This is a genomic window from Pseudoflavonifractor sp. An85, assembly GCF_002161235.1.
In the GTDB taxonomy this organism is placed as follows: Bacteria; Bacillota; Clostridia; order Oscillospirales; family Oscillospiraceae; genus Enterenecus.
Genome location: NZ_NFHE01000026.1, coordinates 1 through 17536, shown reverse-complemented (window position 1 = coordinate 17536; position 17536 = coordinate 1). Strand labels below are relative to the sequence as shown.

Genomic DNA, 17536 nt, shown 5'->3' with positions numbered 1-17536 from the left:
ATCACCCAAGAAAGCCCAAGATAACCATTACAGCAGCATACACAACCAGTACGCTCCAAAGCACCGCAAGGAAAATTTCATGCTTCTTTCTCATCTTCAAAGCCTTGTAAATCCACAGTCCGGCACACGCAGATAGAACAATCAGAAAATAGCCGTAGTTCATTCCATTTTTCAGTATGATACGTTCAGCAAACATGAGTGCAAAGGTAACACAGATACCAATAATACCGCCAATTCTCTGCCCCTTATTTACAATTTCCAGTTCGTAAATATCTTTGTTTTGGTTTTCTCTTCTGCTTGCTCGCAGAATTTCTTCCTTGTCCATAGATACACCCCCATTTGCAAAGTTTTGTTGGCACACCTTAATTATATCTATGACAAGTACACTTGTCAATGTGTTATGCAAAGTTTTCTTTGCATTCAGAAGCAGAGCCATCCGTCTTACACTCCCTGTAGGCTCCTTACGGGTCCAAGAATACAGGGAAAGGTGCAACGATATCGTCTGATATTCCCCTCATACGGGTATACTAAGCCCATTCCCCCAAGGAGGGCTGTGACATGGGTATATCGGGACAAAACAGTTTTGAGGGCTGGTATTTTAAGCATCAAAAAGGGGATGACATGGTGGCATGCATCCCCGGTCTGGCTGAAAGTGGCGCTTTTATCCAACTGATTTCGCAAGAAGGCACCAAACAATTTGAGATATCGAATTTGACGGTCCATAACGGCTCGATACAAGCGGACCGATGTCGGTTTTCCCAGCAAGGCTGCCAGATTGAGTTGCCTGGTGTCAGCGGCGAAATTCTCTACGGCTCCTTGACCCCTCTTTGTTCCGATATTATGGGGCCATTCCGTTTTTTCCCTATGGAGTGCCGACACGGCGTTCTCAGCATGGCGCATACCCTCCAAGGCAGTGTCACCATAGACGGACAGCTGCACCGCTTCGACGGCGGTTTGGGCTATGCTGAAAAAGTAACCATGCCGCCTATGAATACGTTCCAAATCACGGGGTATAAAAGGAGAAGTATATGGAATCACTATGGGAACAAACTTGGGAACAACCCAGCTTTCCGGCTCTGGATGGAGACCGGAACACGGATGTGTTGATCGTCGGCGGCGGTATGGCGGGCATTCTGTGTGCCTATCAGCTGCACGGTGCAGGCGTGCCGTATGTGCTGGTGGAAGCCGAAACCATATGCAACGGCATTACGAAAAACACCACGGCTAAGATTACCAGCCAGCACGGGCTCATATATGACAAGCTCGTCTCCAAGTTTGGCATCCAGCGCGCCAAGCAATATCTTGCCGCCAATGAAGCAGCGCTTGAAACATACCGGCAGTTGTGCCGGAATATGGACTGCGACTTTGAGGAGAAGGCGGCTTACACCTATTCCTTGGATGATGCGGGTAAGGTTGACCGGGAACTGAATGCCCTGGACAAGCTGGGCTTTTCGGCTGAATGTACGGACCAGACTCCTCTACCTTTTCACGTTGCCGGGGCAATCCGGTTTCCTCATCAGGCACAGTTTCATCCACTGAAATTCGTCTCCGGCATCACAAAAAACCTGCACATTTATGAGCACACTCGAGTACAGGAGCTGATTGGTACCACAGCGGTGACCGATCATGGCCGCATTCGTGCCAAGAAGATCATTGTCACCACCCACTTCCCTTTTCTCAACAAGCACGGCAGTTATTTTCTCAAGCTGTACCAGCACCGCTCTTATGTCATAGCCCTGGAAGGCGCGCCCAATGTGGACGGCATGTATGTGGACCAGGCGCAAACGGGTATGTCCTTCCGAAATTATAAAAATCTGCTGCTGGCTGGTGGCGGAGATCACCGCACCGGGAAAAAGGGGGGCGGTTGGCGGGAGCTGCGGGATTTTGCCCGACGGCATTACCCACAAGCAAAGGAAGTATACCACTGGGCCACGCAAGACTGTATGAGCCTGGATGGCGTGCCCTATATCGGCCCCTATTCTGCCTCCACCAAAGATTTGTATGTGGCCACTGGGTTCAACAAGTGGGGCATGACCACCTCCATGGTGTCCGCTATGATCCTCAGCGATCTTGTGCAAGGGAAGAAAACCCCCTATGAAGAGGTGTTCTCCCCCTCCCGTTCCATCCTGCACCCCCAATTAGCCGTCAATGGATTTGAGGCTGTGACCAGCCTGCTGACCCCCACCACCAAACGCTGCCCCCATCTGGGCTGCGCGCTGAAATGGAATCCTGCAGAACACACCTGGGATTGCCCCTGTCACGGCTCCCGCTTCACCCAGGATGGGAAGCTGATTGACAACCCGGCAACGGATGATCTGAACAACTGAAACCAGGATTTCGCCATCATGGGCCACATTGGGCAAGCCCGCACAAATTGACAAATCACATGGGAATCTGGGAAAACGCCTCAACAAACGTTTTGGGGTTATCGCATGCCATAAACCCACTCATAACGCATCCTCCCGCCGCACCTGCCGAGCGAACCCTCGAGATGTTCTCCGGCATCACGCCTCCAATGGCCCACACAGGAATGGAAACTGCTTGGGTCACATGCTGGAGAAAGGTCAGCCCTCGGGCGGCCAGACCGGGTTTACAGCTGGTCTCAAAAACGTGCCCGGCGGTGATGTAAGTGCAGCCCAGCGCCTGCGCCTCTTTTGCTTCGTCCACAGAGTGACAAGAGGCCCCCAGCACTTGAAACGCGCTGCGCTGTTGTGGAGACAGCGTGCGGAGAAGGGGCAGGGGCAGATGGAGCCGGGGGCAGCCCAGTGTCAACGCCACATCTGGGTAGCTGTGTAGAATCACCGGAACTTGGTCCCCTGCCAATTCCAGAACCTGCTGTGCCAACGCCTGATAATCCCGGGGCGGCAAATCCTTCTCCCGCAAAAGGATGGCGGCAGGCTGGGCCGCTATGATACCCGCCATGCGCTGTAAAAAGGGCTCCTTGCACAGGGTGCGGTGGGTGACGCAAATGATATCACACGTAGACATAGTCGTTTAGAACGGGTTGCAGACCTTCTCCTGCAAGGTCTGTGTACATGGTCTCCAGACTGCGGTCGTCGTTGATCTCGAATTGTTCATCCCCCGCTTGGTCAGACTCCGTACCGTTGTACTTGCTCTCATGGTCACCAATGCCGGTGGAGACACCGGCAGACACCTTGGTGGCTGCAATTTTCACAATGCCGTTTCGGAAGGATGCACTTTCCCGGGAGCTGACGGTGATGCCGGCAAAGGGCAGGAAGATGCGGTATGCGCACAGAACCTGACAAAGTTGCTTTTCGTGGACATCCAGGGGATTGATTTTATCATTGTTGATGATGGGACGCAGCCGGGGGCAGGAGAGGGACATCTCCGCGTGGGGATATTTGCGCTGGAGGTAGTACACATGGAGTGCCGTGGCCAGTGCGTCCTTGCGGAAATCCGCCAACCCCAGCAGCGCGGAAAAGCCCACTCCCCGCATGCCGCCCATCAGCGCCCGCTCCTGGGCTTCAAACCGGTAGGGCCACACCCGCTTGTGACCCATCAGATGCAGGGTCTCATACTTATCGGAGTCATAGGTCTCTTGGAACACGGTCACATAGTCTGCACCACACTCATGCAAATAGTGGTACTCATCGCTGTTCACTGGATAGATTTCCAGGCCCACCATGCGGAAATATTTCCGAGCCAGTTTACAGGCCTCACCAATATACGTTACATCGCTCATGGTGCGGCTCTCGCCGGTGAGCATCAACACCTCTTCGATGCCGGAGTCTGCAATGATTTTCATTTCATGTTCGATCTGTTCCGGGGTCAAACGCATCCGGCGGATGTCATTGTAGCAGTTAAAGCCGCAGTAGATGCAGTAGTTCTCACAGTAGTTGGCAATGTAAAGAGGGGTGAATAAATATACGGTATTTCCAAAATGCTTCTCTGTCTCCCGCTGTGCCTTGACCGCCATCTGCTCCAGGAAAGGTTCTGCAGCTGGGGAGAGCAGGGCTTTGAAGTCCTCGATGGTGCATGTCTCGTGCTGTAGCGCCACCTCTACGTCTCTGGCCGTGTACTTGCTGTAGTCATAGGCGTTCATCTGCTCCATCACCCGCTGCATAATATCGGAGGAGATCCGCTCCATACCCTCCATATAGGCCATGTGGTTGGTGCGACAGGAAGGGTCGCTTTCCAACTGGTGTTTGCGCTGAAGTCCTTCTGCGCTGAGCTTGCCGGAGTCTACGAAAAATTGATTTTCCATGGAGCGCCTCCTCAATCATGTAGAAATCCAGTGAGCGGGTCCGAGGCGGAAGCGCCCCGTACCAACACACGGCCCAGTCCGGACAGGTACGCCTGACGGCCTGCCTCAATGGCCTTTTTGAATGCAGAAGCCATCATGGGGAGGTCTCCGGCGGTGGCCAATGCAGTGTTGGCCATAATCGCCGCAGCACCCATTTCCATGGCCTCGCAGGCCTGGGAGGGCCGGCCAATTCCCGCATCCACAATGATGGGCAACTCAATTTCATCAATTAAGATCTGGATAAAGTCCTTGGTGGCCAGACCCTTGTTGGAGCCGATGGGGCTAGCCAGAGGCATAACAGCCGCAGCACCGGCGTTGACCAAATCCCGGGCGGTGTTCAGATCGGGGTACATGTAGGGCATGACCACAAAGCCCTCTTTGGCCAAAATTTCAGTGGCCTTCACCGTCTCCACATTGTCCGGGAGCAGATACTTGCTGTCCCGCATAATTTCCACCTTCACAAAGTCGCCGCACCCCAGTTCTCTGGCCAGACGAGCAATGCGCACAGCCTCTTGGGCACAGCGGGCACCAGAGGTGTTGGGCAAGAGGGTGACGCCCTTGGGAATGTAGTCCAAAATATTCTCTTGCTCCTTGGTGTTGGCACGGCGCACGGCCAATGTAATCAATTCTGCACCGGCATCACGAACGGCCGCTTCAATGAGCTTCAGAGAATATTTCCCGGAGCCAAGAATAAAGCGGGAGTGAAATTCATGGCCGCCGATGATGAGAGTATCTTTGTTGTCCATAATGAATCTCCTTTTCTTTCTATACTATTTTGTGCGGGAAAAGAGCTATGCAGAGGGTTGGCCGGCAATGAGCCGCAGCGTCATGTGGGCAGCGTGGGCGGCGCACACGGCCACGCGAGGCGCAATCAGCCCCAGACCATGCTCCACATCAGAAACCTCATCACCGCAGAGGTAAAACCGGCTGGTCACACGCCTGGTGCAGATGGTGTTGGCAGAGTGCAGACCAGCCATGCCCGAGGAGGCGATCAGATAGGCATGCGGCCAGTGCTCCAGCACCCCATGGACGAGCATAGCTTTGGCCTTCGCTGCGTCAAAAGCCTCGCAGATATAGGTGTCACCGGCAAACAAGGTGGGGATGTTGTCCTCCGTGACCGCCGTGGTGTGGGATGTGACCATGCAGTAGGGGGCAATTTCTCCCAGTGTCTGCGTCAGTGCCTCCGTCTTGTACTGACCGATTTGGGACACAAAATACTGTTGGCGATTTAAGTTGGTGAGGTCCACCCGGTCAAAGTCAACGAGATGGAGATGCCCCACCCCAGCCCGTGCCAACAGGATGGCGATGTTGGAGCCCAAGCCACCCAGCCCACACACTGCCACATGGGCGGCGGTGATTTTTTCCTGAAGTTCTTTACCGTGGCGCAGCTCCAGAGCGGCCAGCCATTCTTCTCTAGTGGGTGTCATCTCTCAGCCGCCTCCCACAAAGGAGACGATTTCCACCTGGTCACCATCGCATAATACCGTGGTGCCATAGCTGTGCTTGGGAACAATTTCTCCGTTGCGCTCCACCGCCAGACGCTGTAGATCGTAGTTACAAGCGGTGAGATAGTGTAGCAACGTCTCACCTGTGGCCGGTACGGGTTGTCCGTTGATTTTCAGCATGTGTTGCCCTCCCAATTCAGGTATTTCCGTGTAGTGGCACAAAAAAAGACCGCACGAAGAGAACTACACCCGCGGTGGTGTACCCCTTCGTGCGGTCTTGTGACTGCACTCTACCCGTAATTATACTCTCAATACATGTTGTGTCAAGAAAATTTTTACAAGTTCCCATAGGTGCAGAAAGTGCGCCGCAAAAACCAAAGCTTTTGCGGCGCACTTTGGGGAGTATCTTATGGGGCTAATTTTCTCCTATCTGTATGTGCATCAATGTTTGGCTCCAGACCGCTTTTTGGTAACACTCCGTGCCACACAAAGGCCAGCTCCAGCCATAGCCAGCAGCGTCATCCACAGCAGGATTTCATTGCCCTCGCCCGTCTGCGGCGATTGTGTGTCCTCCGCGGCGGGTGCAGCCTGAATGGTGAAGTTCGTGGTGGCCGTTCCGGTCTGAGAAACCACAGAAAGGGTATGTTTGCCCACGGAGAGGGTTTCCAGATAGGACGCCTTCAAGGTAACCACGGTGCTGCCTTCCTCAACGGTATAGTGGGAAGCGGAAAGGTCTTTCCCGTCCACCTGGATCTTTTGGAAGTCAGAATAGGCTGCGCTGGAAGTAACTGAATACCCCTTCTCACTGCCCTTCTGCCAAGTTCCATTTGCCCCTGCAATAATCTCAGGCCGGAAACCGGTGTCCGTTGCTCCACAGACGGTGCATGTCCCATCTATGTAGTGATGGTCCAGCTTGTGAATGGTTTCGCCTTTTTCCAGGATTTCTCCGCACACGGTACAGACCTTGTCGCCCGTGTAGCCTTCTTTGGTACAAGTGGCTTCCTGCTCATTCTGAAGCTCTGTGGTTCCGTGGCCCACAGCTGCAAGGACCGTATCATTCAGCGTAATTTCTGTGGTTCCGGCTTCGTCCTCATACACCTTGTTGCAGGTCTCACACGTCCAGTATGCCCGGTTGCCTGCCTCGGTGCAGGTGGGATCTTTGGCCTCCGTCTTGGTCAGAGTATGACCGGTGGCGGGAATCACCGTATCAGCCAGGGCAATCTCCGTGGTTCCGGTTTCATCCTCATACACCTTGTTGCAGGTCTCACACGTCCAGTATGCCCGGTTGCCCGCCTCGGTGCAGGTGGCGGCTTTGTACTCCGTCTTGGTCAAGGTATGACCGGTAGCCTCCAGATCCGCAACCGTCTTGGTCTGCTCCTCCGCCCAATCCTCTGCAAAGGTGGCGGTATAGGTGGTTTCTCCCATTTCGGTACAGGTGGGCGCTTTGCTCTCCTGGCTGGTCACCGTAGCGGTGGCCTCTTCCCGATGGCTTGGGTCGGTGTTACAGGTGCGCACCGCCGTGCAGGCAGATCCGTTTTCTGTCCATGTGTAAGTGGGTGCATTCCAATCGTGCAGGCCCAGTTGGCCATATTCCATGCCACAGATGTCACATGCGGCCCGCTGTACACAGGTTGCCGTGCCGCCGCTGTGGGCTGCTACATCAGTCTTTTCTCCACAGGTACATTCATGCCAGTGGTTGTCTGCATCATACTTCCATTCGCTTCCGTAGCTGTGTCCCAAGGGAGCAATGTAACCGTCCCCGTCCTGGGCTTTCCATGCCTCCAGATCCACAATTTCCCGGGTACAAGCCTCGTCCTCAAAATACTTCTGGCAGGAGCAGGTGTAATAATCTTTCTGCCCCGGCGAGACGCAAGTCGCCGCAAATCCTTCCTGCAACTGGCCCACATGGGTGTGGGGGATGTCCTCCCAAAGGGCGTAGAAGGTGGTGTCGGCATCGAGCACAACGGAATCACCGGGCTGGTATACTGTGGTGTCGTCTTTGCCCATGGCCCAAGCCTGGAACCGCTTGCCCTGGGGAGGCGTAAAGGTGCATGTGGGCAAGGTATAGCTGGCGCCAAAGGTGGCCGTTTCATCTGGCATGGTCCCGCTGCCGCCGTTGGCATCAAAGTGCACCGTGTACTGGGAGAGCAGGACAATCATGACCTTGGTGGATGTCTCGTTCCCCGCCTCGTCCGTTACCGTGACGGATCGCATCATGCTGCCATTGGGAGCCATGGTACCGCTGAGAGAGAAGCTGCCATCCGCAGCCGCCGTGGTTGTCATGAGGGTGGCGTCATCCCATTCATCCGTTTCCCCTGCCATTGCCACCGTTGCTCCCGGATCGGTGATGCCTGTGACGGTATAGGTGTGGGTGCTGGGATCGACATAGAACACCTCTTCGTCCAGGGTGATCACTGGGGCGGTGCTATCCTGGGAGAATAGCACATAGCGGGTGGTGGTGTCGGTGGCGGTGCCGTTGGTGACGCTGCCGGTGACGGCAAGCATCAATGTGCCATCCACATTGGGAATGAGATATGCACCATATCCCGTTTTCGTCAGTTCCTCTCCGATGTCGGTTCGGGTCACGGTGAAGGTGGCCGTCACCCCATCCGGCGCCTCCACGGTCAAGTCGTTTTCAGTGTTCTGGGATATGGCATGATAGATACCGTTGTCATCCGCAGTCATCGCCACACCGTTGACCAGAATGGTCATGTCCAGAGGGGTGTACTCCGGCAGCATCTGGGCCTCCGACTGGGTTTCTGTGCCGTAGTATTTGGCTGTCTGCTCCCCTGTGGTCTCGCTGCGGTAGGCGGTGACACCCACCTTGTATTCCTTCCCTGCATCCAGGGTGATGGGGGTTCCATCCTGGGAGGTAGCTCCACCGGCCGTCATAGCCATGTCAATGCAGAGCATACCGTCTTCCAGATTCAGCCCAGGCATCTTGCCGTCGCCGGAGAATTGAGACACGTCGTACTCATAGCCCAGGCCGGTGTCTGTACCATCCGCGTTATAGATGGTGATGCGGTAGCCGTCGGCGTCGCTGACCGGGCTCCAAGTGGCACGCATGGTCTCGTTGCCCGTGGCGGTGAGGGTCACGGTTTGCACCTGGCCGGGCTGCATGGTGTTGGTGTAAGCCACTTGGCTGGTGGAGCTGGCGTTTCCAATGCCCAGAAGGGCGATTTCATCCGCCTCCACGGTGCCGTCCCCATCCAAGTCCTGGGCCTCCTGGCGCATGAGATATGTGGTGACATAGTAGCTGCCGCTGGGAGCCGCTGTGCCGGTGGTGGGCACGGAGACGGTAAAGGCGCCATTCTCCACGATCTGCTCACCCACCAGATAGTCCGCGCCGTCCTTTTCCTGGGACAGATAGGTGCGTACCACATAGGTCACGCCGCTTTCCGGGTTGTCCACGCTGCCGGTCACGGTGTTGCCGTTGAAGTTGACAGGCCCCAGCCCATCCAGTTCCACGTTAACAGCCGCAAACTGGGCGGTAAAGGACAGGTCGGTGCTGTTGCGAGCCATGGTCTGTGCGGAGGCAGCGTCACCGGTAGTGACGGTGTAATTGCCGTTGTAGCCGGTACCCTTCCCCAGATAAATCACGGCAACATGGTCGCTTCCGGTGCCGTCAGAGCGAGACACCACACCACTGAAGATATTGGCCGTGTCGGTATTGGTGATGTTGTTGTTGCCGTCAACCGCCAGCCAGTTCAAAGCCACTTCCTTGCCCGCAGGGTCTGTGACCTTGAGATGTTCCTTCAACTGTTCCTGGGTGACGGAGGGATCAAAGGCCACCGCCAGATAGGCGCCGTCACTTTCACTGGTTACATTCACCGGAACTGTCTGACTGGTGCTTGGCAGCGCAGACAGATTCTGCAAGACAGGCGCAGCCTGTCTGGATGCTGTGCTAAGCCCCTGGATCTTGCCCTCCCAGCTCCATCCGGGCAGAGATTTCCAAACTTTGAAGGTATACCCCCACCAGTCGCCGGTGGCAGCACTCTTGGGCAGAATCACCCAGACACGGGCGTTGCAGCCCAGCAGAGAGGCCTGACCCATGGCGCCCATATACAGCTTCATGTTGTTAAACGCGCCACTAAAGCCATTGCCAATGCTGCCGCTGACGGGGATGACCGTCTGGCCGCCTACCACGATGTCCACACCCGCGCCCAGCAGATTCATACCGCCGATGACATCCCAACTGTCGGGGAATTGGAATTCTGCGCTGATGTGGCTGTTGCCACTGGCCTGGACATAGAGGCTGTTTTGGGCATCGTTTAAGCCGCCAAACAGACCCAAAGATACGCCGCTGTTGAGTTTCAGCCAGTTTTTGCTCACCGAAGGCAGGCCGGCCACCAGATGCGCCTGACCGCTGAATCGTATGCCGGAATAGTCGGTGCCACGATAGTTGACGCGCTGGCCCCCGATGTACAAGCCCAATCCGGCCTCGTCGATGATTTTCAGGCTCTCCATACCTGCAATTTTAATGTCGGAGGCGGTAAACTCATAGGTACCGGGGCCCAGCACCGTGTCGGTGGTACCCGTGAACAGCTGCACGTATTTGCCCTTGACGGTGCCCCGCATGGTGATGGGCGGAATGGCGTAATAATCGCCGTTGATGGTGTCTGCCAGGTTGTAGAAGCCCAGGCCGCCGTCGGTGATCTGGGCCACGGGAACGGTAGGCACTACCGTCAGCACCGGCAACGCACTGCCTCCTATGTAGAGGTACAAATCGTCGGGGATGAGGGCGCCGTCGGACTTCAGACGCTTCAGCTCCAGTTCCGCCTTGGCCTTTACCAGGGAGAACAGGTCCAGCTGCAAATCAAATGCGTAACTCTCCTCCCCGTCAAAGGTGTTGATGGAGCCTTCCACCTCTGCCAAATCCATACCAATCAACTTGGCTGTTTCAAAGCTGCCGGAGGCCCGGACACCATTGACCGTGAAGGTTCCATTTTTCAGCCCATATCCCAATTCCTCCATGTTGAAGGAAGCTCCGTCAAAGATGGTGGAAATGCCCATCTCGCCGGTAAAACGCAGGTTGCCCGTCATGTCCGCATATCCCTGCCGGACCATGGTGGTGGCATACGGGATATCCAAGGAGAAGATGGCGCTGTTTTTCTCCGGCTCAAAGCTCATGGTCACGCCGTTGGCATCAAAGCCCAGGGTCAGCCCCCCGCCATTTTTGGGCGCATAGAACTTGAAGGTGGGGGCATTGAGGCTGAGTCCACTCTGGGTGATCTTGCCGTCGGATGTGATGGAGAAGGAACCTCCACTGCCCCATGTGGCGGTGACCGTGGGGGACAGCGCCACAGCTTGGCCGGTAAATTCATAGGTGTAGGTGGTATTTCCCCCGTCCTTCTCTCCACCCCAGGACATTCCGGTCATCGAATTGTCGCTGAGGTCTACCTTGGTGGTGGTTTTATAATCGCCTCGGAAAGTGGCAATGTGTGTATAGCCGGGGAACGCCGCTTTGACCTGTTCCAGGCCCTGGTCACCGTCATAGGGCTGGACTTTCAGCTCCCCGGAAGAGGCCCGGAGAATGGCCAGTTTATCGGCAGTCAACTCCACTTCCACCTGGTCCGGCTGGGTGGGGGCATCCACATCCCCCTCGGCATAGAGATCCCGGAAGCCCCACAGGGAGGTTACCGTCTGTATATGCTGAAAATCCACATTCCACAGCTTGTCTGCTGAGGAGTAGGTGGTCACGGTTCTCCCATCACTGGAGACATAGTCCGGCAAAATCCAGTGATGTCCCTCCACGCCGTGGCTGTTGCCTGCACTCAGAGCGTCGTAGTTAAAGCCGGAAAGACCCACAAAGGGATTGGCCGCCAAGTAGTTTTCCGTATAAATTTCTGTGTAATGGGTAAATACACCCTTTGTTCTGGTCCAGCTTACCCCTTCCACAGGGACCTCGTATTCCACTCTGTTCTCTGTTTTGGAATACCCCAGTCCGCTGGTGATATTTTGCGAGTAAAAGTCTGTCTTTTGGTAAGAAAACCAAGGATCGTCCTTCCATGTTTCCTCCGCCACCCCCATCATCAGAGGGGCCGTTGTGGAGGCATTTCTATGACCCATAGCGGATAATGGGTACTCCTTGACGTGGTGCGGATAGCCCACAGACGTATGGAAGTCGCTGGTATCGGTCATTTGGAATGTGGTATCCGCCACCACACACCAGTGATTTCCACCTTCGCTGAGATCTTTATAGACCCCCTGTTCGGTGGTGGTACCGCTCTGCTCCCCTTTGTTCACCCGCTCCATCCAAACGTACATGTTGGCCACCAAGCGGGAATCGTTAAAGGTAATGGACACATTGATACATTTGCCCCTGCCATCCGCCTGATCCTCCACTTGGGCGGAAAGGCCCTTGATTTGCAACTGTCTGGCATTTTGGAACCCTTCCTGATCCCCCAGATAGAACCGGTTGGTTTCTGATGAGAAGCGGAAAATGTCGTTATTACTCCCCAGCTGCGCCGTGGGCACCGTGTAGCTGCGCAGGGAGGAGCCACTTCCGGTGGCCTGGACGGCAACGGTGAGATAATCATTTTGCAGCACCAGATACTGCACCCCACCGTAGTTCATGCGGCTGGATGTAACCGCAGCCCGTTCTTCCTCCGTGGTACGGATAGGACCCACATAGGCCAAGGTCTGTATGGGCAACAAACTCATCAGTAATACAAACACGCAAAACAGGCTAAATATTCGTTTTTTCATTTGGCTTCCTCCTCTACACTCCATGTATATCCTGTTCCAAACGGTCCCGCCTTTCCTGCTCTTGTCGTCTTTCTATAAACCATCATACTATGAAAAAAAGCACAAACCGTGAACCTTACAATTTTGTAAGGTTCACGGTTTGTGCTTGTGTCAAAGCTGCTCCAACAGATACCCACCCCCTCGCAGGGAGGAGATTTCCAGGCGGGATTCTTCGCTGCGCAGCTTTTTTCGCAGTCGAGAGATCAGCGTCCACAACGTGTGGGTTTTCGTCTCCGTCTGCACCCCCCACACCGCTTGCATCAGTTCACTTTGGGGCACCTTTCGCTCGGCATTCTGCGTGAGAAACAACAGCACGGTAAACTCCTTTTGGGTCAGCAACAAATCCCGGTCGTTTACATAGCCCACCATGGAGACGGTGTCCAGTTTCAGGTTGCCGTAACTGACATATCGGCGGCGGCTGGCATCTCCCCGCAATCGGGCCTCCACTCGGGCCAGAAGCACCTCCAGGTCATAGGGCTTGGGCAAATAGTCGTCGCCGCCGGCCCGCAGGCCCTCCACAATATCCTGATTTTCACTCAGGGCGGTCAAAAAGAGAATGGGAACGTGGTAATGCTCCTTCCACGTTCGGCACAGCTCCACCCCGTTGCCGTCGGGAAGCATGATGTCCAGCACAATCAAGTCCACGGATTTCCATACCAGCTGTTTGCAGGCTTCCGCAGCGGTGGTGGCCTGCACCACCTCATAGCCGTGAGCAGAGAGCACCTCTGTGTTGATTTTCATAATGTGAGGGTTGTCCTCCACCAACAAAATGGTACTCATGGCAAGTCCTCCTTCAAGACCGTAAAGGCAAACACTGTGCCGGTTTCATCGGTCCGCTCCACCCAGATCCTGCCGCCGTGGGCCTCCACCGCCTCCTGACAAATGGACAGCCCCAAGCCACTGCTGCCTCCGGTGCTGTAGCCCTGCTCAAAGATGTGGGGCATCACCTGGGGAGAAATGCCGCTGCCGGTGTCCTCCACCCGGAATCGTACAAAGCGTTCCTCCTCGCTGTCCGAGGCACTGATGACAATGCTGCCATCATGGGTGTGCTTGCTGGCGTTCACAATGAGATTGATGAAGATTTGCAGCAGCATCTCAAAATTGCCGTGGATATCTGCACAGGGCGTGTGGATGATTTGCACCTGATTGCAATTTTTCATACACATGGGCGCAGCCACCGCCTGGACGTTCTGCAAAAGCTGGGATACGCTGATCCGATCCAGGGTGACCTCCTGTTTTCTACTGTACGAATACTCCATGAGCTTCGTCACCAGATCCGCCAGACGCTTTGCCTCCTGTTGGATGGTTTTCAAATTGGCGGGAGTTTCGTCGTTGACGCTGTTGCCCGCCAGCTGCATCCCCGTGAGCTGCGCATACCCAGAGATGACCGTCAGCGGTGTTTTCAGCTCATGGGCCACCTTGTTGAGAAATTCCATGTTCAGTCGATTCATCCGCTCCAGCATTTCGTTGCGGCTCCGGCTCTCCACCAGCGCCACCTCCCGCTGTTGCAGCTGGAAATGGATGGCTGCGGCGTTGAGAAGGATGAAACACAAGGTTCCATAGCCTGTCGCGCCGTAACGGGTGACCGCAGCGCTCTGTCTGGTGAGCAGGGCCTCATAGACCAAGGTCCCAAGCAAAACAGCATAGCCAAAGAGCACCAGCACGTCTGTCACATCCAGTTTCCCTTGCCGGATATAGTACCTCACCACGCCGTACACCAGATACAGCAGATAGGGAATGGACACATAATAGAATGTCGTGGAAACCGTGACCAGATCCCGGGTGGGCAAAAACGCAAGCAGCACGGTGGCCACCGCTGCCACACCCAGATAGAGATACAACGGCCAGTTCTTAGTCGCCCTCACATAGATGCCTTTGAGCAGAAGCAGGATGGAGGCAGGCAACAGCATGATGTCCAAAATCAGGATGCGATAGGCGATAAACCAGGAGTAATCCGTGGGCAACAGGTGGATGACAAAGAAGTTCTGATCCCGCAGCGCCACCAACATGCACAGCAGGGCAAGGTAGAGAAACACCACCTTGCGGCGCAGGGCCGCGCTAAGCAGAAAATAGAACGTGAGCAGCAACAGGCCACCGCTGACGCTCAAAGACACCAGGTCATTGGACGATTTGAACTCCTCCATGTTTTGGGGCGTGGAAAGATATGTGGGCTGGATATACCCACCGCTGTCATGGACAAAGTTTCCATAGTGGTAGATGATCTCCATCTCGCCCGTCTCCCCAGAGTACAGTGGGATGGTCATATAGCCCACCCGGGGCACAAAGTCCACGGCATCCTCTGCCACCTGCCCAAACACTGCCACCTCAGAGCCGTTGACAAAGACACGGCTGGCATAGTCCAGAGAAAAGCTGCAAAGGGTGTAGTATTGGTTGGGCTGAGCCAGGATGCGCAGTCGGTGGGTACCATAAGAGAAGTCCGAGGTGGACACATCGTCTGCGGCCTTTTCTCCGGCGGCTCCAGAGGCAAAATCCTCCGAGGTATACAGCGCTGCCGGGTAGAAGTCCCAGTTATTTCGGATATTGTACACCCCAGCGGAGAGGTCGGTCTCACGAATGTCCAGCACACCGTCCACCGGGACAAGCTCCTGCACCGAGACGGCTCTGCCGGAAAAAATGCTATGCAGCAACAAAATGCTCAAAACCACCACAACGAGAGGCAGCAGCCAGCATACCGTATGTTTCCCAACCAGGACTTTCCCCATAGCTCCCTCCCCCTTCTCAAAACGATGTTCCCTTTTATGTTATCACAGTGGGTTGGCATACGGGCACACCTTACAAAATTGTAAGGCTCAGCGCCCCATCCACGGTCAAGGCCCTCGCTCCACCACATTTCCCTGTTCATCATAAATGGTCTAGCGTTTGGGCGTGGGGTTTTCCTCATCCTCGAAGGGATCGTGTCCGCCGCTTCCATGCCACTCTTCCACCAGTCGTTCCCCGTAAAAAGTGCATTTTTATACCGGTAATAAGTCACATTGATGTCCACGAAACTGTTGACACTGGCCACCATTTTCGTGCCACGGTACATGACCACATGTTCTGGGCAATAGGAAAACACCATTACCACCATACTCATGATCCCCAGGTACACCACAAACACACACGACAGGATGGGGGTTACGATTTTCAGGAGGGGACTCAATACTGGAACGGGAATCTCCGCGAAGATGAGGCGGATGTTGGCCCACAACAACGCCACACAGAAACTGCATATTCCCAGCCCCATGAGCACCATGCGGGGTACGCTGCGCAAAGTGTCCCCGGTCAGGGCCTGAATGGCTGCAACCAGGCCCACACAGAGCAAGACAATCAAAAGGGGTACCAACCCCCAAAACTTCCGGAGAATCTGGAGAAATCGTTCCTTCCCATTCATGTTTCCACCTTCTTTCCTAGGCTCTGTGTGTATCGCCGCCCAATTTTATTCCATATTCATTTTACCAAAGTCCCCAGGGCAGAACAAGAGCAACCCCACGGTCTGCCAGCAATATCATTGACGCTCCACCGCCCGTGGTGTATGCTTACAAGGAACAGACTTCCGTCAATGAAAGACATGTTTGACCCATGAGAAAGACTAGAAAGGGGCCTGCCATATGCACACAGAACAGACGCTCATCCGCAGCATTCTCGCCCAGGTACGCAAGGCGGTACGAGGCAAAGACCAGGTGTTAGCCCGGGTCCTGCTGTCCATTCTGGCCCGAGGCCACATTTTGTTGGAGGACATTCCCGGGGTGGGCAAGACCACCATGGCCCTGGCCTTTTCCAAGGCCCTGGACCTGCGCTGTCAGCGGGTGCAGTTCACCCCCGACGTGATGCCCTCGGATCTGACCGGTTTTTCCGTATACAACCAGGACCGCCGGGGGTTTGAGTACCACCCTGGCGCACTGATGTGCAACCTGTTCCTGGCCGACGAGCTCAACCGCGCCACCAGCCGCACCCAATCCGCCCTGCTGGAGGCCATGGAAGAGGGGCAGGTGACGGTGGACGGAGTCTCCCGCCCGGTTCCCCAACCCTTTGTGGTCATGGCCACCCAAAACCCAGTGGGGGCTGCCGGAACCCAGCCTCTCCCCGACTCCCAGCTGGATCGCTTCACCATCCGTCTCTCCCTGGGGTACCCCTCCCGGCAGGCGGAGTTTGACATGGTGCGGGACCGCCAAATGGGCAATCCCCTCCATCAGGTACAACAGGCGGTGGACCACACCGGACTGGAGGCGCTGCGCCGGGCCGTGGATCAGGTCTATGTGTCCGACGACGTACTGAGCTACCTGCTGGAACTCATAGACGCCACCCGCAAGAACCCCCACATTGTCCAGGGGGCCAGCCCCCGGGCCACCCTGGCCCTGACCCACATCAGTCAGGCCATGGCCCTGGCCTCCGACCGGGACTATGTGATTCCCGAGGACATCCAGGCCCTGTTCTACGATGTCATTGCCCACCGCCTGCTCTACGCCCCCCAGGCCGCCCAAACAGCCCAGGGTCAGCGGGAACTGCTGGCCCAACTGATGCAGGGGGTCAAAGCCCCCCGGCTGAGATAAGCCATGAGTAGCCGGCGCATCATCTACGGGGTGGTTCTGCTGGCCGCCCTGGCCCTTCAAATTTTCTATGACGGCTATCTGGGCCAGTTCCTCCTGGTGTGTACCTTAGTCCTCCCCCTGCTCTCCCTGGCCCTCAGCCTCCGGGGGCTTCTGGGGGTGCGCCTGGTGCTGACCCCGTCGGCGTCCCAGATGGTGCAGGACCAGGAGGAAACGTGGCAAATCTCCGTCACCACCCGCTCCTTCCTGCCGGTGGGCCGGGTTTCCATGCTGTTCACCCAGGAAAACGCCCTGACCGGGACCGCATACACACAGCGGCTGCACCTCTCCGGTCTGTCCGGGGGAATGGTGCGCCCTCTCCCCATGGAGAAGGCCCACTGCGGCCTGCTCACCGGCCAGCTCTGCCGGGTGCGGGCCTTGGACGCCCTGGGTCTGTTCGCCTTTCCTGTCCCTGCTCCCGACTCCGTCCACGTTCTGGTGCTGCCCAAGCCCCTCCTCTGGGAGGAAAAACTCCCCCCGCTCCCCCAAGTCTC

13 protein-coding genes and 1 pseudogene are annotated in these 17536 nt (G+C 55.8%); 4 read left to right on the top strand and 10 right to left on the bottom strand.

All coding sequences use genetic code 11. From position 1 onward, the window contains the following. Position 1: 1 nt before the first annotated feature. Positions 2-325 (bottom strand): DUF6442 family protein, encoded by a 324-nt coding sequence (locus B5G37_RS11145; protein ID WP_143482933.1) that lies wholly within the window; start codon positions 323-325, stop codon positions 2-4. Between the two features lie 233 nt (positions 326-558). Here B5G37_RS11145 and B5G37_RS11140 point away from each other — a divergent pair, with 233 nt between their 5' ends. Both B5G37_RS11140 and B5G37_RS11135 read left to right on the top strand, forming a co-directional pair. Continuing rightward, positions 559-1107, top strand: a complete 549-nt coding sequence (locus tag B5G37_RS11140; protein ID WP_087257509.1) for a hypothetical protein — start codon at positions 559-561, stop codon at positions 1105-1107. Further along, positions 1029-2327, top strand: coding sequence for an FAD-dependent oxidoreductase (locus tag B5G37_RS11135; RefSeq protein ID WP_087257507.1), 1299 nt, complete (start codon positions 1029-1031; stop codon positions 2325-2327). Before B5G37_RS11140 ends, B5G37_RS11135 begins: the two co-directional genes overlap by 79 nt. Before the next feature lie 55 nt (positions 2328-2382). Here B5G37_RS11135 and B5G37_RS11130 read toward each other — a convergent pair whose 3' ends face one another. From B5G37_RS11130 to B5G37_RS11090, 9 genes are all read right to left on the bottom strand, one after another. Next, a complete protein-coding gene (locus tag B5G37_RS11130; RefSeq protein WP_087257505.1) occupies positions 2383-2988 on the bottom strand; it encodes a thiamine phosphate synthase in 606 nt (201 codons plus the stop codon). Further along, complete coding sequence (thiH, locus tag B5G37_RS11125; RefSeq protein ID WP_087257504.1) at positions 2975-4225, bottom strand: 2-iminoacetate synthase ThiH; 1251 nt, start codon at positions 4223-4225, stop codon at positions 2975-2977. The genes B5G37_RS11130 and thiH overlap by 14 nt, the downstream gene beginning before the upstream one ends. A gap of 11 nt (positions 4226-4236) precedes the next feature. Then, the gene (locus B5G37_RS11120) at positions 4237-5010 is read right to left on the bottom strand and encodes a thiazole synthase (protein WP_087257502.1); all 774 of its coding nucleotides are present in this window, start codon (positions 5008-5010) and stop codon (positions 4237-4239) included. A gap of 45 nt (positions 5011-5055) precedes the next feature. Further along, complete coding sequence (gene thiF, locus B5G37_RS11115; protein ID WP_087257498.1) at positions 5056-5691, bottom strand: sulfur carrier protein ThiS adenylyltransferase ThiF; 636 nt, start codon at positions 5689-5691, stop codon at positions 5056-5058. Between the two features lie 3 nt (positions 5692-5694). Further along, a complete protein-coding gene (gene thiS, locus B5G37_RS11110) occupies positions 5695-5889 on the bottom strand; it encodes a sulfur carrier protein ThiS (RefSeq protein ID WP_087257495.1) in 195 nt (64 codons plus the stop codon). Positions 5890-6150: 261 nt separating this feature from the next. Then, the gene (locus tag B5G37_RS11105) at positions 6151-12417 is read right to left on the bottom strand and encodes an InlB B-repeat-containing protein (protein WP_158099406.1); all 6267 of its coding nucleotides are present in this window, start codon (positions 12415-12417) and stop codon (positions 6151-6153) included. Between the two features lie 150 nt (positions 12418-12567). Beyond that, entirely contained in the window at positions 12568-13236 is a 669-nt protein-coding gene (locus tag B5G37_RS11100; RefSeq protein ID WP_087257491.1) for a response regulator transcription factor, read from the bottom strand. Beyond that, positions 13233-15179: a HAMP domain-containing sensor histidine kinase gene (locus B5G37_RS11095; RefSeq protein WP_087257489.1), complete on the bottom strand. Its 1947-nt coding sequence runs from the start codon at positions 15177-15179 to the stop codon at positions 13233-13235. The genes B5G37_RS11100 and B5G37_RS11095 overlap by 4 nt, the downstream gene beginning before the upstream one ends. Beyond that, the gene (locus tag B5G37_RS11090) at positions 15113-15847 is read right to left on the bottom strand and encodes a hypothetical protein (protein WP_087257487.1); all 735 of its coding nucleotides are present in this window, start codon (positions 15845-15847) and stop codon (positions 15113-15115) included. The genes B5G37_RS11095 and B5G37_RS11090 overlap by 67 nt, the downstream gene beginning before the upstream one ends. A gap of 217 nt (positions 15848-16064) precedes the next feature. Here B5G37_RS11090 and B5G37_RS11085 point away from each other — a divergent pair, with 217 nt between their 5' ends. Then, positions 16065-17006: a MoxR family ATPase gene (locus B5G37_RS11085; protein ID WP_087257485.1), complete on the top strand. Its 942-nt coding sequence runs from the start codon at positions 16065-16067 to the stop codon at positions 17004-17006. Positions 17007-17009: 3 nt separating this feature from the next. Beyond that, positions 17010-17536, top strand: a pseudogene (locus tag B5G37_RS11080) (hypothetical protein); the annotation flags it as partial.